The 22,028-nt window shown below is 69.5% G+C and carries 27 protein-coding genes and 2 pseudogenes; 17 read left to right on the forward strand and 12 right to left on the reverse strand.

Annotation, left to right across the window (positions count from 1 at the left end; all coding sequences use genetic code 11):
• Positions 1–23: 23 nt before the first annotated feature.
• The 4 genes from DNK56_RS20400 to pip all read right to left on the reverse strand — a co-directional run bounded on the left by DNK56_RS20400 (position 24) and on the right by pip (position 3,395).
• Positions 24–959: an ABC transporter ATP-binding protein gene (locus DNK56_RS20400; protein ID WP_111336844.1), complete on the reverse strand. Its 936-nt coding sequence runs from the start codon at positions 957–959 to the stop codon at positions 24–26.
• A gap of 19 nt (positions 960–978) precedes the next feature.
• Complete coding sequence (locus tag DNK56_RS20405; protein ID WP_111336846.1) at positions 979–1,248, reverse strand: hypothetical protein; 270 nt, start codon at positions 1,246–1,248, stop codon at positions 979–981.
• A 95-nt stretch (positions 1,249–1,343) separates the two neighbouring features.
• A complete protein-coding gene (locus DNK56_RS20410) occupies positions 1,344–1,808 on the reverse strand; it encodes a hypothetical protein (protein WP_146610448.1) in 465 nt (154 codons plus the stop codon).
• A 459-nt stretch (positions 1,809–2,267) separates the two neighbouring features.
• Complete coding sequence (pip, locus tag DNK56_RS20415; RefSeq protein ID WP_111336850.1) at positions 2,268–3,395, reverse strand: prolyl aminopeptidase; 1,128 nt, start codon at positions 3,393–3,395, stop codon at positions 2,268–2,270.
• Between the two features lie 126 nt (positions 3,396–3,521).
• Between pip and DNK56_RS20420 the strand changes: the two genes are divergently transcribed.
• From DNK56_RS20420 to DNK56_RS20445, 6 genes are all read left to right on the forward strand, one after another.
• Positions 3,522–4,013, forward strand: a complete 492-nt coding sequence (locus DNK56_RS20420) for a hypothetical protein (protein ID WP_111336852.1) — start codon at positions 3,522–3,524, stop codon at positions 4,011–4,013.
• A 129-nt stretch (positions 4,014–4,142) separates the two neighbouring features.
• On the forward strand, positions 4,143–4,988 hold the full coding sequence (locus DNK56_RS20425) for a hypothetical protein (protein WP_111336854.1): 846 nt from the start codon (positions 4,143–4,145) through the stop codon (positions 4,986–4,988).
• On the forward strand, positions 4,985–5,659 hold the full coding sequence (locus DNK56_RS20430) for a DUF4166 domain-containing protein (protein WP_111336856.1): 675 nt from the start codon (positions 4,985–4,987) through the stop codon (positions 5,657–5,659). Before DNK56_RS20425 ends, DNK56_RS20430 begins: the two co-directional genes overlap by 4 nt.
• Positions 5,656–6,363 (forward strand): TetR/AcrR family transcriptional regulator, encoded by a 708-nt coding sequence (locus DNK56_RS20435; RefSeq protein WP_241990019.1) that lies wholly within the window; start codon positions 5,656–5,658, stop codon positions 6,361–6,363. The genes DNK56_RS20430 and DNK56_RS20435 overlap by 4 nt, the downstream gene beginning before the upstream one ends.
• Complete coding sequence (locus DNK56_RS20440; RefSeq protein WP_111336858.1) at positions 6,360–7,319, forward strand: endonuclease/exonuclease/phosphatase family protein; 960 nt, start codon at positions 6,360–6,362, stop codon at positions 7,317–7,319. The genes DNK56_RS20435 and DNK56_RS20440 overlap by 4 nt, the downstream gene beginning before the upstream one ends.
• Positions 7,320–7,424: 105 nt before the next feature.
• Complete coding sequence (locus DNK56_RS20445; RefSeq protein WP_111336860.1) at positions 7,425–8,120, forward strand: VOC family protein; 696 nt, start codon at positions 7,425–7,427, stop codon at positions 8,118–8,120.
• A gap of 29 nt (positions 8,121–8,149) precedes the next feature.
• On the opposite strand, the gene DNK56_RS20450 is transcribed toward DNK56_RS20445, so the two are convergent.
• On the reverse strand, positions 8,150–8,692 hold the full coding sequence (locus tag DNK56_RS20450; RefSeq protein ID WP_111336862.1) for an NUDIX hydrolase: 543 nt from the start codon (positions 8,690–8,692) through the stop codon (positions 8,150–8,152).
• Positions 8,693–8,874: 182 nt separating this feature from the next.
• Positions 8,875–9,180 carry a hypothetical protein gene (locus tag DNK56_RS36800; RefSeq protein WP_446750475.1) on the reverse strand — a complete coding sequence of 102 codons (306 nt, stop codon included), beginning with the start codon at positions 9,178–9,180 and terminating at the stop codon, positions 8,875–8,877.
• On the opposite strand from DNK56_RS36800, the gene DNK56_RS36805 reads away from it, so the two are divergent.
• From DNK56_RS36805 to DNK56_RS20475, 6 genes and pseudogenes are all read left to right on the forward strand, one after another.
• Positions 9,064–9,429 (forward strand): hypothetical protein, encoded by a 366-nt coding sequence (locus tag DNK56_RS36805; RefSeq protein WP_446750420.1) that lies wholly within the window; start codon positions 9,064–9,066, stop codon positions 9,427–9,429. The genes DNK56_RS36800 and DNK56_RS36805 overlap by 117 nt on opposite strands.
• A 579-nt stretch (positions 9,430–10,008) precedes the next feature.
• Positions 10,009–10,146, forward strand: a pseudogene (locus DNK56_RS35045) (YxiG-like protein); the annotation flags it as partial.
• A 167-nt stretch (positions 10,147–10,313) separates the two neighbouring features.
• Positions 10,314–10,649, forward strand: a pseudogene (locus DNK56_RS36810) (YxiG-like protein); the annotation flags it as partial.
• Between the two features lie 42 nt (positions 10,650–10,691).
• Positions 10,692–11,429, forward strand: a complete 738-nt coding sequence (locus DNK56_RS20465) for a class I SAM-dependent methyltransferase (protein ID WP_241990020.1) — start codon at positions 10,692–10,694, stop codon at positions 11,427–11,429.
• A 52-nt stretch (positions 11,430–11,481) separates the two neighbouring features.
• Entirely contained in the window at positions 11,482–12,738 is a 1,257-nt protein-coding gene (locus tag DNK56_RS20470) for a glycosyltransferase family 4 protein (RefSeq protein WP_111336864.1), read from the forward strand.
• Positions 12,735–13,604 carry a hypothetical protein gene (locus tag DNK56_RS20475; RefSeq protein ID WP_111336866.1) on the forward strand — a complete coding sequence of 290 codons (870 nt, stop codon included), beginning with the start codon at positions 12,735–12,737 and terminating at the stop codon, positions 13,602–13,604. The genes DNK56_RS20470 and DNK56_RS20475 overlap by 4 nt, the downstream gene beginning before the upstream one ends.
• A 124-nt stretch (positions 13,605–13,728) precedes the next feature.
• Here the strand turns inward: DNK56_RS20475 and DNK56_RS20480 are convergent, their stop codons facing one another.
• The 3 genes from DNK56_RS20480 to DNK56_RS20490 all read right to left on the reverse strand — a co-directional run bounded on the left by DNK56_RS20480 (position 13,729) and on the right by DNK56_RS20490 (position 16,214).
• On the reverse strand, positions 13,729–14,184 hold the full coding sequence (locus tag DNK56_RS20480) for an NUDIX domain-containing protein (RefSeq protein WP_111336868.1): 456 nt from the start codon (positions 14,182–14,184) through the stop codon (positions 13,729–13,731).
• 133 nt (positions 14,185–14,317) lie between these two features.
• Positions 14,318–15,343 carry a hypothetical protein gene (locus tag DNK56_RS20485; RefSeq protein ID WP_241990021.1) on the reverse strand — a complete coding sequence of 342 codons (1,026 nt, stop codon included), beginning with the start codon at positions 15,341–15,343 and terminating at the stop codon, positions 14,318–14,320.
• Positions 15,327–16,214, reverse strand: coding sequence for a phosphotransferase (locus DNK56_RS20490; RefSeq protein ID WP_241990022.1), 888 nt, complete (start codon positions 16,212–16,214; stop codon positions 15,327–15,329). Before DNK56_RS20490 ends, DNK56_RS20485 begins: the two co-directional genes overlap by 17 nt.
• A gap of 104 nt (positions 16,215–16,318) precedes the next feature.
• Here DNK56_RS20490 and DNK56_RS20495 point away from each other — a divergent pair, with 104 nt between their 5' ends.
• The 3 genes from DNK56_RS20495 (at position 16,319) to DNK56_RS20505 (ending at position 19,088) form a co-directional block, all read left to right on the forward strand.
• Complete coding sequence (locus DNK56_RS20495; protein ID WP_111336870.1) at positions 16,319–16,990, forward strand: histidine phosphatase family protein; 672 nt, start codon at positions 16,319–16,321, stop codon at positions 16,988–16,990.
• Positions 16,991–16,999: 9 nt separating this feature from the next.
• Complete coding sequence (locus tag DNK56_RS20500; RefSeq protein WP_111336872.1) at positions 17,000–18,121, forward strand: hypothetical protein; 1,122 nt, start codon at positions 17,000–17,002, stop codon at positions 18,119–18,121.
• A gap of 214 nt (positions 18,122–18,335) precedes the next feature.
• Positions 18,336–19,088, forward strand: coding sequence for a GntR family transcriptional regulator (locus DNK56_RS20505; protein WP_111336874.1), 753 nt, complete (start codon positions 18,336–18,338; stop codon positions 19,086–19,088).
• 39 nt (positions 19,089–19,127) lie between these two features.
• Here the strand turns inward: DNK56_RS20505 and DNK56_RS20510 are convergent, their stop codons facing one another.
• Positions 19,128–19,784, reverse strand: coding sequence for a CatA-like O-acetyltransferase (locus DNK56_RS20510; protein ID WP_111336876.1), 657 nt, complete (start codon positions 19,782–19,784; stop codon positions 19,128–19,130).
• A gap of 83 nt (positions 19,785–19,867) precedes the next feature.
• On the opposite strand from DNK56_RS20510, the gene DNK56_RS20515 reads away from it, so the two are divergent.
• Positions 19,868–20,386, forward strand: coding sequence for a DUF1203 domain-containing protein (locus DNK56_RS20515; RefSeq protein ID WP_111336878.1), 519 nt, complete (start codon positions 19,868–19,870; stop codon positions 20,384–20,386).
• Here DNK56_RS20515 and DNK56_RS20520 read toward each other — a convergent pair.
• Together DNK56_RS20520 and DNK56_RS20525 are read right to left on the reverse strand one after the other, a co-directional pair.
• Complete coding sequence (locus DNK56_RS20520) at positions 20,376–20,618, reverse strand: DUF397 domain-containing protein (protein WP_111336880.1); 243 nt, start codon at positions 20,616–20,618, stop codon at positions 20,376–20,378. The genes DNK56_RS20515 and DNK56_RS20520 overlap by 11 nt on opposite strands.
• Positions 20,615–21,391 (reverse strand): helix-turn-helix domain-containing protein, encoded by a 777-nt coding sequence (locus tag DNK56_RS20525; RefSeq protein WP_111336882.1) that lies wholly within the window; start codon positions 21,389–21,391, stop codon positions 20,615–20,617. Before DNK56_RS20525 ends, DNK56_RS20520 begins: the two co-directional genes overlap by 4 nt.
• Before the next feature lie 144 nt (positions 21,392–21,535).
• Here DNK56_RS20525 and DNK56_RS20530 point away from each other — a divergent pair, with 144 nt between their 5' ends.
• Positions 21,536–21,934 (forward strand): hypothetical protein, encoded by a 399-nt coding sequence (locus DNK56_RS20530; protein ID WP_111339418.1) that lies wholly within the window; start codon positions 21,536–21,538, stop codon positions 21,932–21,934.
• Positions 21,935–22,028: the final 94 nt, after the last annotated feature.

Below are 22,028 nucleotides of genomic sequence, written 5' to 3' on the forward strand. Positions count from 1 at the left end.
AGAAGTGCGTGCCGGGGACTCGGTCATGAGATCCTGAACTCCTCTTCCGCAATGGAGAGATAGAAGTCCTCCAGTGACGGCATTTCCTCGGACAGCCAGTGCAGGGGCACACGGCTCTCCGCTGCCATGGTGGCAACCTTGATCCGATCCAGGCCCGTGATGCGCGCGCTCGACCCACCCGCCGGTTCGAGTTCGCCACCCTTCTCCTTCACCAGACGCGAGAGTTTCGGCATGTCCGGCGTCTGCACGGTTACCACAGCCTGGCCGCGCGCTCTCGTTAACAGGGTTGCGATCGACGAGGCGGCCACGACGCGGCCCCGCGACAGCACCACTACACGGTCCGCGAGTTGCTCCATCTCGCCCAGCAGGTGACTGGACACCATCACTGCCCTGCCCTGAGCGGCCTGGGCCCGCAAGAAGTCACGCAGCCAGCGGATCGCGTGCGGGTCGAGACCGTTTGCGGGCTCGTCCAGAATGAGTACCGGGGGGTCGCCCAGCAACGCTTGCGCGATTCCCAAGCGTTGTGCCATTCCGAGGGAGAGCTGTGACAGTTTCAGCCGGGCGGCCTGCGCGAGCCCCACCTGCTCCAGCACATCCTCGACACGTCGGTCGGACGCGCCGCAACCGGCTGCCACCATCCGTAGGTGCGACCGGACCCGGTGCTTCGGGTGGCCCGCCACTCCACCGAGCACTGCGCCCACGATGCTTCCGGGGGAACCCCAATCATGCAGCGGCCGGCCAAGGAAGAGTGTTTTCCCCCCACCCCGGGCAAGATCCAGCATCAACCGGATGGCGGTCGTCTTCCCAGCACCATTTGCGCCGACCAAGCCGGTTACCTTGCCTGCGTGCAAGGTCAATGACACGTCATCAAGCACAGACCTGCTGCCGAACGAGCGCCGCAGGTTCCGCGCCTCGGCCAGTACGTCCCCTCGCGGCACAGCATGTTCCTTACGTTCCACATGTGATCCTGGCTCCTGGTCAGGGCCAGGTGAATCCCTTGGTGAGGCCGAAGAGCACTGAGATCAGAGCCACCGCCCCGAGTGGGAAGATCACGAACGCGCCAGGCCATTCACGGCGGACAGCGCTCCAGACCGCAGCAGCGAACGGCCCCAGAAGACTGGTTGCCATCAGGCCCCAACCCCAGCCTTGGCTGTCGAACACGTTGAACGAGATGAACGCCGGAGTGATGAAGTAGGCGGACGAGAGCCACAGGTGTATCAGGCCGGGAGGTGGTTTGGTGGTAGCCATCGGAATGCTTCTCTCCAGAAACCGCGGTCTGGACGCACGCCGCAGGGACATTGCGGCGGCGGGTGGTGCCCCGGTGCCGGGGCACCACCCTTCTCCTACACCGCCAGGTCGCGGAGGAAGAGGTACAGCTGGTAGTGGGTCTCCCCGCTGGCCGCGATCCAGGCAATGCGCGCCGGGTGATACCAGGGCAGACCCTGCATGTACGCCCGGAGCTGGCTGTACCCGGCCTTGGCGGCCTTGGCCGCCCGCTTCAGGGTCTTCCCGCTCTTCTTCAGCAGATTGAAGATGGCCTTGGCGGCACCACCCAGGCCGCGGAGGGTCTCAGCCTCGGTGGCGGTGCCGTTGGCGACCGAGCGCAACGCCTGCGCTTCCCCCGCCGTCAGTTCGGCCGTGATGGCCGGGCTTGCGAGGAGGGCGCGGGCGTCGGCTGCGGACAGGGTTGTCTGGATGGTGGCCGGACGCGTGTTGGTCTCCGACGCCTGAGCCAAACCGGCGCCGGTGCCGACGGTGAGAGCGGCCACGGCCGAAACCGCCGCCATGCGGACAGTGTTTCGGTTCATGTAGAATCTCCTTGCGTTAAATCGCAAGGGGAGGAAGCCCGCTTGGGCGACCTGAACTGGCGTGGAAACCTAAAAGGTCCCCCGCAGGCTTGCTCCCCCTCAACTCTTCCCGTATGCAGACCCGGTTGGTCTGGCCGGGATGTGCTCAAGGAACGTACCCCGCGACACTGTCCCGATCAACCACGGATAGCGGGAGGCAAGTTGTGTGCGACACGCGGCGAAACCCTTTGCGCACGCAAGCCGATGGCCACTCACATGTGGCCCCGCTGAAGCCGTCTACTGTCGGGCGACCCGCAATGTCAGTACTATCGGCCACTGTGGCGCAAAATCGTTGGGCGATTCCTCTAGATTCGACGGATGAAATTGGATAGCCGACCCGCTCTGGTTGAAGCAGAAGCGGAATTTCGCGAGATCGGCGGTCGGTGCTTTTGGCGTAACGCCGAAGGAAATGGCAATAAATCAGTGGTCTGTTGACGTGATTCCTTCTCTGGTCGAGCCTGCCGAACGGATGTGCTGCTGCTGAGGCACGCGTACCGACACGGACAGGTTGCTGCCGATCCTGCAGTGCTCCTGAGCGGTCGGCGTAAGGCCGAGGTGGATATGGGGCTGCCGGAACCCTCGGCGGCCGGCGAACCGGTTCAGTGCCGCGATGAGCGCCCGGCGGGTCGCCGTTCCGCCGAGGTGGCCGGCGTCGTCGATCACGGTGAGTTCGGCGTCCGGCCACGCCCTGGCCAGCTCCCACGCGGTGATCAGCGGTCCGCCCATGTCCATCCGCCCGTGCACCAGCACTCCGGGAATCCCGGCGAGCCGCCCCGCGTCCCGGATCAGCTGCCCCTCCTCCAGCCAGGCGCCGTGCGAGAAGTAGTGCGCGCAGATCCGGACCAGGGCCTGCCGCGCCCGGTCGGGCCGGCCGCTGAACGGGGGCGGGCCGGTGTACGCCTCCTGGGACAGCACCGCGTCCTCCCAGGCGCACCAGTCGGCCGTCGCCCGCGCCCGGACCTCCGGGTCGGGGTCCGCGGTGCGCCGGGCGTACGCGGCGAGCACGTCCGGTGTGGCGTCGCTCGCCGCCTCCGGGACGCCCGCCCGGAACAGCTCCCACGCCTCCGGGAAGAAGCGGCCCGCGCCCCGGTACAGCCAGTCGATCTCGGAGCGCCGGGTCGTGGTCACCGAGGGGATGACGATCTCGCTGACCCGCTCCGGGTACCGCTCGGCGTACGCCAGGATCAGCGTGGAGCCCCAGGAGCCGCCGTGCAGCAGCCAGCGGTCGATGCCCAGGTGGACGCGGAGGCGTTCCATGTCGCCTATCAGGTGGTCCGTGGTGTTGTGCCGCAGGTCCACGGCCGGGTCGCTCGCGTGCGGGGTGGACCGGCCGCAGTTGCGCTGGTCGAAGAGGACGACCCGGTACCGCTCCGGGTCGAAGACCCGCCGCGCCCCCACTCCGCAGCCCGAACCGGGCCCGCCGTGCACGACGGCGGCGGGCTTCCCCTCGGGGTTCCCGCACACCTCCCAGTACACGTGGTTGCCGTCACCGACGTCGAGCATGCCGTGCTCGTACGGTTCGATCGGCGGGTACTTCTCATCGGACATGACGCGGCGTCTCCTCGCTGGGGTGCGTACGGCCGCGTGCGGCGGCGTGCGGCGGCGTGCGGCGGTTTCGGCGGTGGGGCGTACGGGAAGGGCGCACAGCTTACGCGCGGTCGTAGCCTGGGCGTCGTGAACGCGACTCCCGAGATACTCGCCGTGCTGGATGACCTGCTCGCCGCCGCGGGCCCCGATGACCGGGGTGCTCTGTGGCAGCTCGACCGGCGGGGGAGGGAGCTGGACGCCAATCTGGTGCGGCTGCCGCCGGGGGCCGAGGTGGGGGAGCACCAGGAGGACGCGCTCGACGTTCTCCTCGTGGTTCTCGCGGGCGGCGGCCGGCTCGTTCCCGGTGACGGCTCCGAGCCCCTGACGCTGACCCCGAGCACCGCCACCTGGCTGCCCCGTACGTCGCGGCGCTCCCTGACGGCGGGCCCGGAGGGGCTGGCCTATCTGACCGTGCACCGCCGCCGCCCCGGCCTCGCGATCAAGCCGGCGGTGCGGGCGTACGAGGGTGGCGAGGCGCCGTGCTCGCTGGACCGGGTCTGCCCGGAGTGCGGGCGGATGTCCCAGGAGTCGGCGCCGGTGTTCTGCAGCGCGTGCGGGGAGCGGTTTCCGGGGCGCTGAGCGGGGCGGGGGCGCGCCCTTCCCCGTGACGGCCGCCCCAAGCATTTGAGCAGTCGCTCAAACTCCTCTACTCTCTGCCGGGAAACGATTTGAGCGACCGCTCAAACCGTCTGTACGGGGGTGGGGCCGATGGCCGGTGGTCTGTATGTGGAGGCCCGGATACGGGCCGGCCTGGAGTGCGTCTGGGAACGCAGCCAGGACCCGGCCCAGCACCAGCGGTGGGACCTGCGGTTCACGCGCATCGTGTATCTGCCGGTCGCCGAGGGGGAGCCGCAGCGCTTCACGTACGGGGTGCGGGTGCTGCCCGGCCTCCTCGTGGCCGGCACGGGCGTCTCGGCCGGCGAGCGCCACCGCCCGGACAGCACGCGCACCTCGGCCCTCCGCTTCGCCTGCGCGCATCCGCTGTCGTTCCTCACGGAGGGGCGGGGGTACTGGCGTTACGTGCCCGGCCCGGACGGGCTCCGCTTCCTCACCGGGTACGACTACGAGCCACGCTGGGGCCGGCCGGGCCGGCTCGCGGACCGCCTGGTCTTCCGGCCGCTGATGGGCTGGGCGACCGCCTGGTCGTTCGACCGGTTGCGGCTGTGGTGCGAGCGGGGGGTCACCCCGGAACGGGCGCTCCTGCGGGGCCTCGCGGAGGCGGCGGTCCGCGCGGGGGCGGTGGCCGGAGCGGTGTGGGTGGCGGGGGCGTCGGCCGCCGGGGCATGGGCCGCCGGGGCATGGGGCGCCGGTTCCTGGGGCGCCGGTTCCTGGGGCGCCGGTTCCTGGGGCGGAGGGCCCTGGGCCACCGGGCTCGGCTCCGTGCCCGCCCTCCTCGTCGCCGTAGCCGTCCTGCTCGCCGCCCTCCTCCTGCCGCCGCTGCCCGGCACCCCGTCCGCCCGCCGCTGCCTGCGCCGCCCGCCGGGGCGCGGCACCGGCACCGGCACCGACGCCGGCGCGCCGCCCGCCCTTCTCGACCGCCTGGAGCAGCCGTGACCTCGATCTTCCAGCAGGCACTGGGGGCCGACTTCGACCGCCTCCACCCGCAGATCCGGCGCCGCTTCTCCGTGGGGCTGGCCGGCGGCGAGTCCTGCACGGGGCGCGGGGTGATGGACCGGGTGTGGCACGGCGGCAGCTGGGTACGCCCGTTCCTCGCGCTGGGCGCCACCCGCAACATCCTGCTCCCGCGCTCCGGCCGGAACATCCCGTTCACCATCGAGAACGTGCCCTTCACGGACTCCTACGGCCGCGAAACGGTCACCTTCGTCCGGACGTTCGCCTTCCCGGACGGCCCCCGGCGCTTCGACGCGACGATGGTCCACAGCCCGGAGCGCGGTTGCGTGGTCGACTACCTGGGAACACACCAGCACCTCGCCACGGATCTGCACCTCTCGGTGGACGGGGCCGGCGCCCTCGTCATCCGCTCCGGCGAACACCGCTTCCGGGAGGGCCGCGTGGACGCCCGGGTGCCCGCGCTGATCGGGGGCGACGCGGTGGTGCGGGAGTCGTACGACGAGGCGGCGGGCCGCTTCCGCATCCGGGTCGAGGTCACCAACCGCCGCTTCGGCCCGCTGTTCGGCTATCAGGGCTCGTTCACCGCCGAGTACGCGCCGGCCGGCCGCGTACGGCAGGATCTGCGGCCGGTACGCGAGGAGGCACGGGCATGAGCGAGGGCGTGAGCGCACGCGTGAAGAAGGCGGGCGGGGACTTGAAAGGTGCGGGCGGCGGCGGGGCCGAGACCCGTACGAAGCTGTTGGACGGTGCGCTCGCCACGCTCACCGAGCAGGGCATCGCCAAGACGTCCGCGCGGAGCATCGCCGCGACCGCCGGGGTCAACCAGGCCCTGGTCTTCTACCACTTCGGCACGGTGGACGAGCTGCTGGCCGCCGCCTGCCGACACGGCGCCGAACAGCGCCTCGCGACCTACCGCGAGCGGCTGGATCAGGTGCGCTCGCTGGGTGAACTCCTTGCCGTGGCCCGCGAACTGAACGCCTCCGAGCGGGCAGGCGGCCATGTCGCCGTACTCGGTCAGCTCCTCGCCGGCGGCCAGACCCAGCCCCGCCTGGCGACCGCCACGGCCGCCGGGCTCACGCTGTGGACGGACGAGATCGAAAACGTCCTGATCCGCGTCCTGGCGGGCAGTCCGCTGGCGGAGTTCGTGGACATTCCGGGGCTGGCGAAGGCGGCATCGGCGGCCTTCGTCGGCCTGGAACTGTACGAGGGCGTGGACCCGGCGGGCGCCGAACGCGCCCTGGCCTCCCTCGACCAACTGGCCGCCCTGGCCACGGCGCTGGACGACCTGGGCCCGGTCGCCCAGCGGGCGGTGCGCTCGCGCCTGCGCAGGACGACGGGGAACCGGGGGCGGGGGTGACACGGGAGGCCGACGCGCCGTCGCGGTGGCGGCGCGGCAGGGTCCTGGCCGGGCTCGCCGCCCTGACGGCCGCGCTGCTCGTCGGGCACCGGGCCGTGCCCAACACGCCGGGCCGGCTGGGCAGTCTCCTGGAGGCGTTCCTGCCGTGGCTCGGGCTCGCCGTCGTCCCCCTGCTCGCGCTCGCCGCGCTGCGCCGGGCGCCGCTCGCCCTGCTCGCGGTGGTGCTGCCGGTCACGGCGTGGGCGTACGCGTTCGGCGGGCTGCTGCTCCCGGCGGCGGACCCGGCCGACGGGGCGCGGGACCTGCTCGTCGTGCAGCACAACGTGAGCGATGTGAACGCCGACCCCACGGGCACCGCGCGCGTCCTGGCCGCCGAGGGCGCCGACCTGATCGCCCTGGAGGAACTGGTGCCGGACGCGCTGCCCGCGTACGAGAAGGCGCTCGCGCCCGCGTATCCGTTCCACGAGGTCCGGGGCACCGTGGGCCTCTGGTCGCGGCACCCCCTGACCGGCACCCGGACGGTGGACATCCGGCCCGCGGACATCGAGGAGCCGTGGAGCCGGGGCCTGCGCACGGTGGCCGCGACGCCGCACGGCGAGGTCGCGGTGTACGTGGCGCACCTGCCGTCGATCCGGATCGGCGTGACCGGTCTGGCGTCGGCCCGCCGCGACGAGAGCGCCCGGCTGCTGGGCGCGGCCCTGGACGCGGAGGAGACGGCCGGCCCGCTGCTCGTGCTCGGCGACCTCAACGCGACGGTGGACGACCGGGGCCTGGCGCCCCTGACCTCGCGCCTCTCCGTCCCCCGGCGCGGCTTCGCGTTCAGCTTCCCGGCGTCCTTCCCACTGACCCGGATCGACCAGGTGCTGGCCCGTGACGCGACGGTCGACCGCGTACGAACCCTCCCCAGGACGGGCAGCGACCACCTCCCGGTGGCGGCCAGGGTGACCCTGGACTGAGGACCGGGGCGGCGTAGCCGGTGCGCGGGAAATCGGGGTGCGCCGCGCGTACGCGCTTCCTAGGATGCGCGGGTTCGCCGCCAACAGACCGGAGACGTACGGATCATGGCCCTCCACCTCTCAGCGATCGGCTTCCACGCGAGCGACCCCGAGGCCCTGTCCCGTTTCTGGGCCGACCTTCTGGGCCGGGAGCGGGCGGCCGACGGCACGGTCCTGCCGCCGGACGGCGGCGAGGGCTTCGCCCTCCGCTTCACGGCGAGCCGGGAGCCGAAGACCCGCCAGAACCAGGCCCACTTCGACCTGACGAGCGCCACCCCGGAGCAGCAGGCGGCCACGGTGGCCCGCGCCCTCGAACTGGGCGGCCGGCACATCGACATCGGCCAGTCCCCGGAGGAGACGCACGTCGTCCTCGCCGACCCGGACGGCAACGAGTTCTGTGTGATCGCGGCGGGCAACAAGTTCCTCGCGGACACCGCGTTCATCGGCGCGGTCGCCTGCGACGGCACCCAGGCGGTCGGCTACTTCTGGAGCGAGGCGCTGGGCTGGCCGCTGGTGTGGGACCAGGACGAGGAGACGGCCATCCAGTCCCCCCGGGGCGGCACGAAGCTCACCTGGGGCGGCCCCCCGGTGAACCCCAAGACCGACACCAACCGCCTGTACTTCGAACTGACCCTCCCGCCGGACGCCGACGAGGCGCAGGAGATCGCCCGCCTGACATCCCTGGGCGCCCACCACACGGAGTCCGGCACCCTGCTGGACCCGGACGGCAACGAATTCATCCTGCGCCGGGCGCCGGCCTGACCAGCACACGGGCCCGGCGGCGAACCTACCTAGCGGAGCGCGGCAGCGACCCGCGAGCGCAGGACATCATCAGAGATCGTGTCCACGCTGCGCCACGCGTACCCGCTCACCTCTTCCTGTTGCAGCTTCACGGCCTGGTCGCCGCTCATGCGGAAGAGGAAACGGAAGTCCGCGTGCCAGTGGGCGCCCTCCCCCTTGCTGTCGTTGGCGGGGATGGGGTGCACGTCGATGTGCACGGGGGTCGCTTGCACGGGGGAGACGCTGAGCGTAATTCCCGTTTCCTCGATGAGCTCACGCAGCGCCGCGCCCGTCAGGTTCGCGTCTTCGGGTTCCAGGTGCCCGCCGGGGGTCAGCCATTTGTCGAGTGCCACGTGACGGATGAACAGAGCTTCCCCCTGGTCGTTGACGAGAACCGCCCCGGCGGTCACGTGCCCCCGGAACTCCTTCCGGCTCGTCACGTCGGCCCCCAGGTCCAGCAGCTCACCGAGCGGGGCCAGCGTGTGCTTGTCCTCGGGGTGCGCGTTGGCGTACTCGGCGACGGTCGTACGGATGTGGTCTGCTGTGATGGGCATTCGATCACCTGTTGTAGTAGTGGAGCCAGGCAGCCGCGATGGCTTCCCGGTCGGCGGTGGACACCTCATGCATAGCGCTGTTCAGGTCCCCCCGGGCGAGTTTGGCGGCGCCTGCCAAGAGTTCGCCCTGAACGAGCGCGATGAACGGTCCAACGCTCGCGCCATGGATGAAGTTGACCGCTTCACCCCCGTTGAGCAGATGGAAGTAGTGCCCCCGAGTGCTGTAGCAGGTCACGTGCTCGCCGGCACTGTCGCGGGTGTAACCCGAGGGGAGCCCGCTCAACTCCAACGCGTCTTCCGAGCTGGTCACGGTCTCGGGCCACCTCGAACCCCTGCGCCATGGCCTGTGCTCGGCGCACGGGGTCCACGTCGTGGACGATGACACGAACGCCTTTGACGTGCGGCAGCCGCGCGATCGAACTCCCCAGCTTTCCGGTGCCGATGACCAGGGCGGGGCGCCCGTGCAGGATGTCGTTCCGCTGTCGCAGAAGCGCTTCCGTGGAGAACACGACAGGCTGCCCGACCAGGAAGTCTTCCGGTTCCTTGAGCGGCGAGCGAGCCACGCTGACGACGGGGCACGGAAGCTTGCCCCGCTCGGTGTAGCGACGGTGCCCGTTCTCCAGGTAGCCCACGGTCGTGTCGGGGTCGCTGAACAGCTCCCGGGACAGCTCGTCGCACGGGTGCGCCCTTTCGATCTCGCGGCCGGCGCTCGCGTGGATGGATTTGGGCTTGGGTAGCACCGCGCGGAGCTGTGTCACTCGTGAAGAACGGGTCAAGTCTCGCGCGCTCGGTGGTTCCTTCGGGAAATCCTCGCGCTAGCCGAAGAAGTATGTCGCGACTTCGCAGGGCCGGACGCGGTTGCTATCGCAGACGGTGGCACCACGTATGTTGTTGAGTGCAAGTCCTATCGGCAGCAGACGAAACGGGCGCACGCTCGCCTTTGGGTGGCGGCCAACCTGCAATCGCCTACAACGGCGCGTGAACGTCGCCAAGCCGTACCGGAGTTCTGCGCAGCAGCCGCCGAGTTGATTGCACAGATTCTCGCGTACCTGGCATGCGTACTCTTACGCCTTCTCTCGGGTTCTCGGCCGCACGGCCACCGCCGATGTAGACGTGTAAATGCCCAAACCGCTGAGCGAACACCTGATATCGCCCCCCCGAGGGCCGTACTCTGCCTTCCCCGTGAGCATGCACCAGGGCGGGCACTGCCGCAGCACGCTGGGGGAGCGTCGTACTAGGAATTGTCCGGGCGATCTCTGACCAACGCATGTGCAGCTCGTTGTCGAGGGCCTCGACGAGTGAGATAGAAATGCAGTATGGATACCGCCGCACTTGAAGAGATGCTGAACGAGACCTTCGACCGCGCTGTCGTGCACCACGGATACACCAACTACATGCGCGACTACGAGGTCATCATCTACGCGACCGCTGCACCCAGTACTGGCATCGCGCCCGCCTAAGGGCTGTCCCGTAATCCCCGGTGGATCAGCGCGCGGCGTCAGATGCGGTGCATCGCAAGGCGGAGGGGCGTTCGCATACTGGACGTATTCGGACGTTCCGACAACGCAGCGAGGTGCCGTAGCTGTCGTCGTGCGCCCGCCGGGGATTACGGGACAGCCCTTACCTGCGGTATCTCTTCCGGTACTGCGTCGAGGCCCAATGCGAGACGTCAGTGACCGCGGAGACTTGGCGAGACTCCTTGGACGATCGTCTCCTTGACCACGAGACCGCTGACCCAGATCTCGGCGGTTACGTCTGGGGCGTGAAGTGTCACAGCATGTATCCAGGAGCTGCGCTTCTCGCTGAGTCCGAGGCGACCCGCCGCTGGTCGAAGGCCGTCGGGATCGACTTCCATGGGGTGCGCATTGAAACAAACGCGCACAACTTGACCTTGATCTTCTCAGACCTGCAGGTGAGTGAAGTCCCGGTCGGATACGCTCCCTTTGTCACGGATTAGGGATCAGGGATTCGCGAGCTTGCATGCGGCGGGCAGCGTCGCGTGCTGGTCCAGCGGGGCAACGAGATGCCCGAGGCGTCGCTGCGGGCCTGGGTCGGGCTGATCGCTTCCTATGCGCACCGGCCGTCGCCGTCCGTCGTCGAGATCGGATCGGGAACGGGCGTCTTCTCGGCCGCGATGGCGCGTTGGATCGAGGGAAGTGAGGTGATGGCCGTCGATGCGTCGGAGGCGATGCTTGCCGAGGCACGACGGCATCATCCGCATCCCGCGGTGCGGTATCTGCCGGGGGAGGCGGAGGCGGTGCCCGCCGCTGGGGGCGCCTTCGACCTGGCCCTGATGTCTCGCGTGATCCATCACATTCCCGACCGCCGGCGAGCGGCCCGGGAACTGGTCCGCGTGCTGCGCGTCGGCGGAAGGGTTGTCGTGCGCACCACGTTCCGCGAACGGCTGGACGCGCTGGTGTACGACTTCTGGCCCCGGCTCCGGGCGATCGACGAGCGACGCTTCCCGAGCGAAGGGGAAGTGGTCGGCGACTTCGTCGCTGCCGGGCTCACCTTGGACGAGGTGACCTCCTTCGCCCAGCCGGTCGCGGCGAACCTGGCGGAGTACCACGCCAGGCTGGTCAGCCGGCCTCAGTCGAAGTTCACCCATCTCACCGATGAGGAATTCCATCGGGGCCTGGTCCGCTTGAAGGCCGAGGCCGAGGCCCAAAGCGAGGCGTTGGGCGAGCCCCGGCCAGTCCTCGAACGCTACGACGTGGCCGTCTTCACCCGCTCGTAACCGACGAGATCAAGAGCGCAACCGCCGGGTGGGGTTGAGGGTCCTTCTGGGTATGAAGATCTGTTTCCTCATACACAACGCGTACGCGATAGGAGGGACGATCACCACCACCTTCAACTTGGCCCGCGCGCTGGCCGAGCGGCATGACGTGGAGGTCATCTCCGCGTTGCGGAGCCGGGAGCGGCCGAGTGTCGTGCTCGATCCGCGGGTGCGGCTGCGGGCGTTGGTGGACTTACGGCATGAGAAGGACGACCCGAGGCACCGGGCGCCCGCGAAGGTGTTCCCCGCGGCGGAGAACCGTTACGGGGAGTACAGCGCGCTCACCGATGAGCGCATCGGCGCGGCGCTGGCGGGCATCGACGCGGATGTGGTCGTGGGGACGCGGCCCGGGCTCAACGTGCACCTGGCGCTCCAGGCCCCCGAGCGGGTGGTCCGGGTCGGGCAGGAGCACCTGATGCTCGACCAGCACGCGCCGCGCCTGCGGAACGCGTTGCGCAAGGCGTACCCCCGGCTGGACGCGCTCACCCCCGTCACGGAGGCCGACGCGGCCGTGTACCGGCGGAAGATGCGGCTGCCGGGCGTCCGGTTGCAGGCACTCCCCAACAGCGTCCCCGCACCGACGCTTCCGCCGGCGGACGGCCGGGGCCGGATCGTCGTCGCGGCCGGGCGGCTGACCCCGGTGAAACGATTCGACCTGCTGATCGAGGCGTTCGCGGCGGTCGCGGCCGCGCACCCCGACTGGACGTTGCGCATTTACGGCCGGGGCGAGGAGAAGGACCGGCTGCGGGCGCTCATCGACCGGCTCGGGCTGTACGAGAACGTCTTCCTCATGGGCGCGGTCACCCCGATGGAGGCCGAGTGGGTCAAGGGCTCGATCGGGGCGGTGGCGTCCTCGTACGAGTCCTTCGGCATGACCGTCGTCGAGGCGATGAGCTGCGGCCTGCCCGTGGTGAGCACGGACTGCCCGTACGGCCCCGGCGAGATCATCAGCCCCGGCGAGGACGGCCTGCTCGTCCCGGTCGGTGACCGGGAGGCGCTGTCCGGCGCCCTGCTGCGGCTCGTGGCCGACGACGAACTGCGCCGCCGCATGGGCCGCACCGCGCGGGACAACGCCCTCCGCTACCGCCCCGACACCGTCGTCGCCCAGGCCGAACGGCTCTTCGAGGAGCTGTTGGCGGCCCGGCGGGACGGCCGCGCGGCAGCGCGCACACATGACCGCGCCCTGACGACGAGCGGCTACGCGGCCGGGGACACCCTGCTCGCGGCGGCCGGTGCCGTCGTACGGGCCGCACGGAAGGTACGACGATGAGCGGCGAGCACGTGACCGACCCGGTGGAGAGCCCGCGCGCGGCGGTGACGGCGGAGGAGGACGGCCGGCTGCTCATCCGGGTCCGCCTCGCCGGCCAGGACGAGCCGCCCCGGCTCCTGCTCCAGCGGCGCCCCGGAAAGGGGAAGCCGGAGGAGCCCGGCCGCCACCTCGTACTGGAGCGCGAGGGGCCGGAGGAGTGGCGGGCCGTCCTGGAAACGGAACCGGCCCTGGAGGAGGGCCGCTGGGACGCGTACGTGGTGGACGCGCCGGACGGGGAGCGGGTGCCGCTGCTGCCGGGCCTGCGCGACGTGCGCGCGCTGATGCCGGGCGGCGGCGCCCACGGCGTACGGGCGGTGGCCACGCCCCTGGCGGTACGCATTCCGTACGCCACCAAGGACGGCCGCCTGGCCATACGCGCCTGGCATCGCGCTACCCACGCCGAGGCCGGCCGAATCACCCTTTCGGGCGACACGATGACCGTCGCAGCCCGGCTGTACGGTGCCCGCCTCGGCGAGGGCGCGGAGGCGTCCCTTCACCGCCGCGGCCGCAACCCGGCCGAGATCCGCGTCCCGCTCCGGGCCACGGACGACCGGGAGTTCACGTTCACCGTCGACTACGGCACCCTGGTCCCGAAACCCGGTGAGGGCGGGCAGCCAGGGGACACCCCGGTCGTCTGGGACGTGTACGTACACCCCGCGACGGGTACGCCGCGCATCCGGGCCGCCCGCCTCCTGGACGACCTGGCGGACCGCAAACAGGTCTTCGTCTACCCGCACACCCGCGTGGGCGACTGGTCGGCCCACCCGTACTACACGCTGGACAACGACCTGTCGGTGCAACTCACCCGAAGCCGACCGGGGGAGTAGCCCCGCAGAGCGTCGGCGGGTTCGGGGATGCCGAAGCGTAGGGCGGTCCGCCGGGCGCCGAAGCGCATTCTGCGGGCCGCCAAGGCGCGCGCTCCGGCGACGGACTCGTTCGGGGCGAGTTCCGTCAGTTCGGCGAACTCGATTTGATGAGCTGGATGTGAGACTCCTGCATTCCTTCCGGGAGTGTGTCCGGGCTGAACCACTGTGCCTCCAGGATCTCGAAGCTGTCGATCTTCAGCGTTCCGCCGACATACAGAGCCTCGTACGCGATCTCCACGCGGAGCTTGTAGCCGCTGGTCACCCGAACCAGCCGCCCCGGCACCACGTCCAGACCCGTCTCCTCCCGGACTTCCCGGACCACGGTCTGCGGGAACTCCTCGCTTTTGACGGCGTACCCGGTCGGCAGACCCCACGGGCGGTCGGCCGGCCACATGCGGTGTTTCAGCAGCAGGACTTCGCCCGCCTCGTTGCGTACGACGCCCGTGACACCGACCATGAACTTGGCGTGGGCGAACCACAGCACACGCCATTGGAGCGGGCCCCGGATGAGCCGCCAGAGCCGGGCCACGACACGCTTCATGAGCAAGCCTTTCGAGGGGAGACGGTCCGAAAGAGTGCCGGACACGGCGCCAACCCGGCAGATGCCTCGGCCCGGAGCGCGCGGCGTCGGATCGGGAAGCGCCGGGAGTCGTCCGGGAGTCGTCCGGGAGAGGCTATCGGGCGAGGGTGGCGAGGTAGGACTCGGCGGCGCTCCACGGAGTGAGCTCGATGCCGAAGCCGGAACGTGCCCCGTCCTCGGTATGGACGAGCCGGCCCGACAGGTAGACCGTGTCGCCGGTGCGGAACGCGCCGGTGTACGCGCCCAGGTAGGAACGCATGTGGGTGATGCGGCGGGCGAAGACTTCGGGGTCGTCGACGGTGGACTGGATGACGGTGTCGACGCCGATCCCGTACAGCGCCGGCGTGGCCAGGCCCTGGGCGTCGTCGGTGACGGTGGCGACGACGCTGATGGCACCGACCTCCTTGGTGGTGACGCCGGTGAAGGTGGCATCACCGTCCTCGCGCAGGGGCTCGCAGTTGATGTGCGCGTCGGCCCCGGCCGTGAGTCCCTGTAGCTTGCGGGCTTCCTGCCGTATCAGGACGTCGAAGGAGCTGCCCGTCATGTACTTCGCGCGGCGCAAGTAGAGCTGGGTCAGCGTGTCGCCCTCGTAGGGGCGGATGAGCGTACGGTCGGAGAAGAGTTCGCGGGCGGCCTCGTAGCCGCGGGGCCCGTAGCAGACGAGGTCGATGTCGGAACGTGCGTTGAAGCAGCCGACGAGGAATGAGCCGGTCACACCGATCACGTCCTGGGCGTCGAGTTCAGCGACACGGTCGATGACGGCCTCAAGGTCACGGGAGACGCCGAATTCGCCGAGGAGCTCGGGCACCTGGTGAAGGACGGCCAGGGCGTGGCGGCACGAGTAGTGCCGGGTGACGTCCTGGCGGGGCACTCCGGTGATGACGCAGCCGATCGTGTCGGAGTACAGGTAGCACTCGGGCCGGTTGGCGAGGATGCCGAACGCCTTGGAGACGACTGTGTTCTGCCGGTAGGTGCGCCCGAACAACTGCCGGTCGCCTTTGTCGTCCGGGTAGTACTTCACGTACCCGAGGTAGTGGGTGGACGGGTGCACATCGCCGATGACCTTGAAGACCACGCCGTGGCGGTCCAGGAGGTAGTCCCGGTCACGCACCGTCGGCACGGCAGTGCTCAGGCTGAGCGGCGAAGTCGTCGAGGCTGGGGAAGGCGGCGGTGTCGATGCGGCCGGTGCGCTCATACTGCTCGACTCCCATCGTGAACAGGGCACGGCGGTAGTGCCATTTCAGGACCTTGTCGGTGTTTGCGAGGTCGGCCGGCTTCATGAGCGCGAGGAAGAACATGGCCTTGACGAGCAGGAATTCGCCCAGGTGCCGGCCCGGCCTGGTCCCCAGGGCGCGCAGGGCGGCTTCGTCGAGCGCGGCCGTGTACCGCTCGCGCTGGGCGGCGGTGGCGTAGTAGCCCTTGGCGCCGCCTTTGAAGGCGATGATCTCCAGGGCCGGGTAGGTGTCGTAGCCGATCGGGGCGAGCCCGTGGTGCTGCCAGTCGATGACGCCTGCGGGGAACGCGTTGGGCAGGCCGTAGTCGTAGTGGGCCCAGCACATCGGCGTATAGGTGAGCCGGTTCAGCGCGGTCTCCAGCATGACGCGGGTGTGGGGGGTGTCGAGGTCGGGGTTCTCGTTGAAGACATTGCCCGTCCAACCCGCCTCGGTCACCCAGGTGTCGAGCGCATCGCGGGTGGCCGGTTCGGCGTGGGCGGCCTGGGCGGCGAGCAGCCGTGCGCCGGTGGCCGCAGCCGCGTCGACTACCTCGTCGGGCATCGGCCCGGTGGCGTCGCCGACGGCGTTCCGGGCCGCGTCATGCAGTGACGTCGGCCCGAGCGAGGGCTCTACGAAGAAGAACTCCGCATCGTCGGAGCCGGTCTCCAGGACAGCTGGGACGGGGTATCCCAGGATGGCGACCCGCTGCTGGAACATCGCCTCGCTCTTCAGCTGCCGGCCCCCGGTGCGCCGGTAGCGGGAGCGATCCTGGTTCACCCAAACGGAGCCTTCGGCCGCAGTCCGCTTCTTGACGAACATCCACTCGTCTTCCACCGCATTCCTCTTTTCTCGGGAGATATCAAGGCTTATCGTTCGACGGCATGAGACTGGCGGTGGTACGGCACGCGGAGTCGGTCGAGAACGCCGACAAACACAACGGCTTCTACCAGGACCCCCGCCCGTGGTCGGGCACGGCCGCGCACGCCCTGTCGCGGGACGTCATCGGATTGACGGCGCGGGGCTTTCGCCAGACGGTGTGGCTGAGCGAGACCTTGCCTCGGATAGTGGGGGAACGGCCGCAGGTATTCGTCTCGCAGTACCGGCGGGCTCGGGACACTGCCGAGCTCGCTCTGCCGACGATTCAGGCGGAGGTCACGGGGCTGCTGAACGAACAGCACTACGGTGACGCCACCTACATGACGATGCGGGAGTTGTTCGACACCTTTCCCGGAGGAGCGGACGACCGCCGCAGCCGCAAGCACATGTGGACCCCACCAGGTGAGGATGGTGAGTCCCTGGCGGGCGGAGTCCACGCACGGGTAACCGAGTTCCTGGCCCTGCTCGCCTCCGCTGCCGTCGAGGGCGGCCGGAACGTGGCCGCCTGCACCCACCACACCGCGATTCTCGGCCTGCGCGCTGTCCTGGAGCAGCGCCCCGTGACCGAGATCGTCGAGGAATCGCGCGCCCGCAAGTTGCCCAACGCCGCCGTGCTCGTCTACCGGGCGGTCACAGTCGGATACGAGTTGGAGCAGGTCATCGAGCCTCCCGCATAAGGAGAGATCGTGCGCATCGTCTTCTTCAACGGACCCGTCCAGAACGGTGACTTCATCTTCGCCGACAAGCCTGGCAAGGCAGTCGGCATCCGCGCGGCCGCCGCCCTCAACAGCCTCCTCGGCGAGCCCGCAGTCCCCCATCTGTGGAACACGGTCACCCTTGTAGGCGACTTGCGCCATCAGGCAGAGCTCGCCTCCGGCGTGGACCGGTACCAGCATGAGCATGACCTCATCCGCGCGAAGTACCCCGAGGGTGTGCTTCCTGCGGCGGGGGTGTTCACCGACACGGACCCGGTAGTCGCGCGACTTGCCCATGCCCTGATCCGGGACCGGCTGGAGACGGGTGTCCTGAGCGTGGAGAGGACGGCCACCGTAGTGTGCTCGTCCTGCGCTCACATGGCGGGCATCGGCTCGTTGGTCTGCAAGGCATGCGGCAGTACCGACCTGGTCAGACAGCTCGCGCCCCAGCTCACGGCCGGCAGATCCGCCGACGCCCCGGTACTGGGTCCGGACGATGTGCACGGGCGGCGTCTGGTTCACCTGGAGAACATCGCCCGCAACGTTCCCGACCAGCTCATCCTCTCCCGCACCCGCGCGCACGGGATCAGCCTGGCGCCGTTCGGACTGGCCGGGACGGTCCTCGACCCCCGTGCCGCTCTTCACATCGCGGTCCTGGCCGCGGCCGAGCGGCATGGCGCTGAGCGTGCCTTCATGCTGGCCACCGAGACCGCCGTCGCGCACGTCGCCGCCTACGGCCTGCCGTTCAGGAGCCACAGCGGTATCCGGCTGGGCTACGCCGTTCACGGAAAGGTGCCCTACGGTGACCCGCTGCTCCCACGACTCTGCGAGGTCCACCGTTTGGGCGAGGTGCAGCGCACGCTGTTCGAGGAGTGGTTCCTGCCGCTGTACGCGCTGCGCGAGCGGGGCGGCATCCACCCCGGCAAGCTGCCCGCGCTGGTGAAGTTCTTCCGGAAGGTCTCCCTGGCCCTTCGCGGGCCCGAGGCCGAAAGGGGTGTCGGCAGCGTGCGGCGTGCGGTGCGCGGAGGGGACATGGGCTGGCTGATGGACGTGCGGACCGTGCCACATCTGCTTCCAGCCTTCCCCGGCCGGGACGTCGTCGGCCGATGGTAGTGAACCTGACTGACCCGGTCTGGCGGCGACGTCCTTGAGAGCGATGGTGTTCCTCGAACGTAGGGAAGCCCCGGTAAGCTGTCAATACAGTCCGCTTCTGCCTTGTCAGCAGTGACTGGTTCTCAGCGACCAGCACTGTCAATACAGTTGAAGTCCTGGCTTGACACAGCATCAGGGCCCGAGCCAGGCATCGCCGCCGAGCCGGAGGACACACATGGACGCCAGCGCGATCGCAGCGCAACTACGGCAGAAGATCATCGAAGGCGAGTACCCGCACGGGAGCAAACTTCCGACCGTGCGGGACCTCGCGGCAGAACACGGAGTAAGCCAGCAGACGGCATCCGCCGCCTACGCCGCACTGGGCGCGCTCGGTTTGGTCCGTACCGACGCCCGCAGCGGAACCCGCGTCACGGCGTCCCGCCAGACCGACGCCCATTTGGGCACCTTCACGCCCCCGGACCTGTCGATCGCCCAGGCATGGAAGCCGACCGCTCAGGGAACCGCGACGGAGGAGACGACGCTGGTACGACAGCTCGACGCCCCGGCCCAGATGACGGCGTGGGGCATTACGGAGGGCGCGACCGTTGTTGAACGCACCCGCATCCGGTCGGTTGACGGCGTCCCGGTGCAGCACAAGATGACTGTGATGCCTTATGGAATCGCCGCCAAGGTGCCCGATGGGTACGAAGGCACCCCTCCGATGCTCACTCCTGCCGGTGAGGCGTCACCGAAGGCCCCGGCCGGCATCCGCGTCGCGGACTGGCTCGGGTGGGACATCGCGCGCACCGAATCGGCAATCACCGCCGAACCGATGGACGAGGCCATCTGCGCGGCCCTCGGCATCCCGGCCGGAGCGCCCGGATTCCGGATCGTCGGCATCACCCGTAACTCCGAGGGCGAGACGGTGTTTGTGACGATCACCTCGGCGCAGCTCCACCACCGCGTGACCCTGGACATCATTGGATGAACAAGCGGGCAATGGCCCCCAGGGTTCGTACGGGTCCCCTTACGCGTCCACCCACGCAGGGTCCCCCACCAACTCCTCCAGGTCCCGGACCAGGCGGCCCACGTGGAAGCCGTCCGTGACCGCGTGGTTCACCTGGGCGGCCAGGGGGAGGAGGACGCGGCCGTCCCGTTCTGCGTAGCGGGCCAGGGTGAAGATCGGGGCGAAGTGGTCCGCGTCCTTCGCGATGTTGAGGTTGAAGGAGGTGAAGGAGGTCCACGGGAGGCTGGAGATGTCGAAGGTGTTCGGGGGGAACGTGTCCTGGGGGAAGAAGGACGTGGCGCGGGCGTGCTCCGCGAGCAGCGGGGCCGTCGCCTCGTGGAACGCGCCGAAGTCCGGGTCGTAGCGCGCCCATACGCACGCGAACGTCTCCCGGTCCGCGTTGAACACCGTGAACGCCGGATGCGCCACCGGCCACACCGCCGGGTCGCCCGACTCGGTGAGGCACATCCTGAACTCCTCGTGCCGGTTCACCACGTTGGCGAGCGCCCAGACCTGCGCCACGTACGACTTGCGCCGCGAGGCCCGCAGCGCGGCCGTGAACGCGGTGACGTCGATCTCCACCGTCATCGAGTACGTACACGGCACACGCTCGCGGTAGTGCGTGAAGTGCTCGCGGCGCGGCCAGGCGGCCAGGTCTACGGGGATCGGGGCGTCCATCGGCGCATCATCGCAGCCGCCCGATCGAACGCGAAGTCGTTTTACCGCCAGCGCGGGCGCCCCCGGCCGCGCACCCTGGAGCCATGACAAACGTGACTTTCCGGCCCACCGCCATCGCCCCCCACGTCCTCGACCGGCTCCGCGAACGCGACGACGCGGGGGCGGGCGTCCACAGCCGTGTGGACGACGCGGGCGGCGCGCCCCTGCGCTGCTGCCTGCGCCGCAGCCGTGTCGGCGACCGGATCGCGCTCGTCTCGTACGCACCGCTGCGCCGCTGGGCGGCGGAGACGGGCGCCGAGCCGGGGGCGTACGACGAGGTGGGCCCGGTCTTCATCCACACCGACCGCTGCACCGGCCCGGACCCGGCCGCCGGGCACCCGTTCACCGAGACCGGCGCCCGACGTGTCCTCCGCCGCTACAGCGGTGACGGCCACATCGCCGGGGGCACGCTCGTCCAGCTGCCCGACGACCCCGACAAGGCCCAGGCCGTCATGGACGCGGCCCTGTACGAGGCGTTCGCGGACGCCGCCGTCGCCCTCGTCCACGTACGGGCGGTGGAGTACGGCTGCTTCCAGTACGAGGTGCGCAGGCTCAGGCCGTAGCCGCGTGCTGGACGAACACCGTCCAGGCGTCGGGCGACACAGCCAGGGCCGGGACGGTGATGTCCTTCGAATCGCGCACGTGGATGGTGTGGGGGCAGGTGGCGACCTCAACGCAGTTGCCGCCGCCCTCGCCGCTGTAGCTGGACTTGGACCAGGAGAGGGCGACCTCGACGCAGTTGCCACCGTTGGTCCCGCTGTAGCTGCTCTTGAACCACTTCAGGTCAGTGCTCATAGTCCTTCTGCTATCCGCTCGATCAACTCGCGTGATTCTTCCAGCCCGAGAGCCTGGGTGCGCAGCATCCCATACAAGGCGAACAGGTCTCCAAGCTGCGGTTGTTCGCTGACAAGGAAGCTTCGAGCCTGCACCTCCAGGTACGCAAGCCTCCGCCGGTCATCGGTCTCCAGCAGGACGAAGGGCCCGTTCAGACCGACGTGAGTCTCCCGGTCGGGGGACATCACCTGAATGTGGACATTCCGCAGCTTGCTCAGCTCAAGCAGGTGCCGGAGCTGAGCCCGATGTACTTCGCGTCCACCGATGGGTCGTCGGAGCGCGCTGGCTTCCAGGACGAAGCTGATGTCAGGCAGAGGCTTGCGCGTCAGCAGGGCCTGCCGTGCCATCCGCCCCGCTACCAGGCGCTCGATCTCGTCATCGTCGAGTGGCGGGCACGCTCCCCTGTGCGCGGCGTACGCGTGTGCCTCCGTCTGGAGCAGGCCGGGGATGGTGCTGGAATCGTACTCGTACCGAGCCACCGCCTTCGCCTCCTCCTCGGCAAAGGGTTCGAACCACGAGGCCAACACGCCGAACGACATCTTCGACGCCGCCCTCACCAGTGCACCCCGTGCATTGAGCGCGTCGTCCGCCTTCTGGACGAAGTCCTCCTTCGGTGGTCGATGGCCCCGTTCCACCATCGCCACCTGCGACTTCGAGAAGCCGATCCGCTTCCCCAGGCCCTCTTGCGAGAGGCCGGCCAGCTCTCGGAAGTGGCGTAACAGCACGCCGAACATCTCTGCGGTCCCGCCGCCAGTACTACTGGAGTGCACAGCGCCACCTCCAAGTGCACAGTGATGCACAGTTCCCTTGTGTCCCTGGTCACAGTACGTGCGGGCGCCGACGCTTTCCGTATGGACCAGAAAAATTCACCGGACCTGATGCACGCCTGGATTCCCGCGAGCGGTCACGTCCTGCGTCACGCCGGCATCCACTTCGACGCCGTCCGGATCTCCGGCATCTTCGGCGAGCAAGTCGCGTACGAGATCATGCAGTTCACGGACTTCCAGGCCGGGCCGATCGTCCGCTCCCGGATCGGGATGCGGAGCATGTACTTCCTCGTGCCGCCCGGCACCGCGAGTGCCTATCGCTGGCCGGCCGGGGCGGATGCCCTCGTGCGCAAGGGGTCGGACTTCGTCGGCGTACCGGCGCTGCACGGGCACACGTACCCGCTGGACTGGCGCTCTCGCCCGACAGTTGACGATCCGTTCGTGGAAACGAAACTGCTGTTCGAGCTGGTGAGGAAGGTGGTGGAGGACTCGATTTTTGCGGTACGGTGATTGCGTAGTTACGCTCCGTGTGCACGGCACACGGAGCGGCCCCCGGCGGTGCAGCAACACCGGACCGAGGGCCTTCACTCGTCGATGGATACAG

It is taken from the genome of Streptomyces sp. AC1-42W (assembly GCF_003248355.1).
Lineage (GTDB): Bacteria > Actinomycetota > Actinomycetes > Streptomycetales > Streptomycetaceae > Streptomyces.

What these genes read in the sequence shown, in the direction of transcription:
- DNK56_RS20405 (WP_111336846.1), bottom strand. Translation starts at nt 1,248, where the DNA reads ATGGCTACCACCAAACCACCTCCCGGCCTGATACACCTGTGGCTCTCG.
- DNK56_RS20410 (WP_146610448.1), bottom strand. Translation starts at nt 1,808, where the DNA reads ATGAACCGAAACACTGTCCGCATGGCGGCGGTTTCGGCCGTGGCCGCT.
- pip (WP_111336850.1), bottom strand. Translation starts at nt 3,395, where the DNA reads ATGTCCGATGAGAAGTACCCGCCGATCGAACCGTACGAGCACGGCATG.
- DNK56_RS20425 (WP_111336854.1), top strand. Translation starts at nt 4,143, where the DNA reads ATGGCCGGTGGTCTGTATGTGGAGGCCCGGATACGGGCCGGCCTGGAG.
- DNK56_RS20435 (WP_241990019.1), top strand. Translation starts at nt 5,656, where the DNA reads ATGAGCGAGGGCGTGAGCGCACGCGTGAAGAAGGCGGGCGGGGACTTG.
- DNK56_RS20445 (WP_111336860.1), top strand. Translation starts at nt 7,425, where the DNA reads ATGGCCCTCCACCTCTCAGCGATCGGCTTCCACGCGAGCGACCCCGAG.
- DNK56_RS20450 (WP_111336862.1), bottom strand. Translation starts at nt 8,692, where the DNA reads ATGCCCATCACAGCAGACCACATCCGTACGACCGTCGCCGAGTACGCC.
- DNK56_RS20470 (WP_111336864.1), top strand. Translation starts at nt 11,482, where the DNA reads ATGAAGATCTGTTTCCTCATACACAACGCGTACGCGATAGGAGGGACG.
- DNK56_RS20475 (WP_111336866.1), top strand. Translation starts at nt 12,735, where the DNA reads ATGAGCGGCGAGCACGTGACCGACCCGGTGGAGAGCCCGCGCGCGGCG.
- DNK56_RS20480 (WP_111336868.1), bottom strand. Translation starts at nt 14,184, where the DNA reads ATGAAGCGTGTCGTGGCCCGGCTCTGGCGGCTCATCCGGGGCCCGCTC.
- DNK56_RS20495 (WP_111336870.1), top strand. Translation starts at nt 16,319, where the DNA reads ATGAGACTGGCGGTGGTACGGCACGCGGAGTCGGTCGAGAACGCCGAC.
- DNK56_RS20505 (WP_111336874.1), top strand. Translation starts at nt 18,336, where the DNA reads ATGGACGCCAGCGCGATCGCAGCGCAACTACGGCAGAAGATCATCGAA.
- DNK56_RS20510 (WP_111336876.1), bottom strand. Translation starts at nt 19,784, where the DNA reads ATGGACGCCCCGATCCCCGTAGACCTGGCCGCCTGGCCGCGCCGCGAG.
- DNK56_RS20515 (WP_111336878.1), top strand. Translation starts at nt 19,868, where the DNA reads ATGACAAACGTGACTTTCCGGCCCACCGCCATCGCCCCCCACGTCCTC.
- DNK56_RS20520 (WP_111336880.1), bottom strand. Translation starts at nt 20,618, where the DNA reads ATGAGCACTGACCTGAAGTGGTTCAAGAGCAGCTACAGCGGGACCAAC.
- DNK56_RS20525 (WP_111336882.1), bottom strand. Translation starts at nt 21,391, where the DNA reads ATGTTCGGCGTGCTGTTACGCCACTTCCGAGAGCTGGCCGGCCTCTCG.
- DNK56_RS20530 (WP_111339418.1), top strand. Translation starts at nt 21,536, where the DNA reads ATGCACGCCTGGATTCCCGCGAGCGGTCACGTCCTGCGTCACGCCGGC.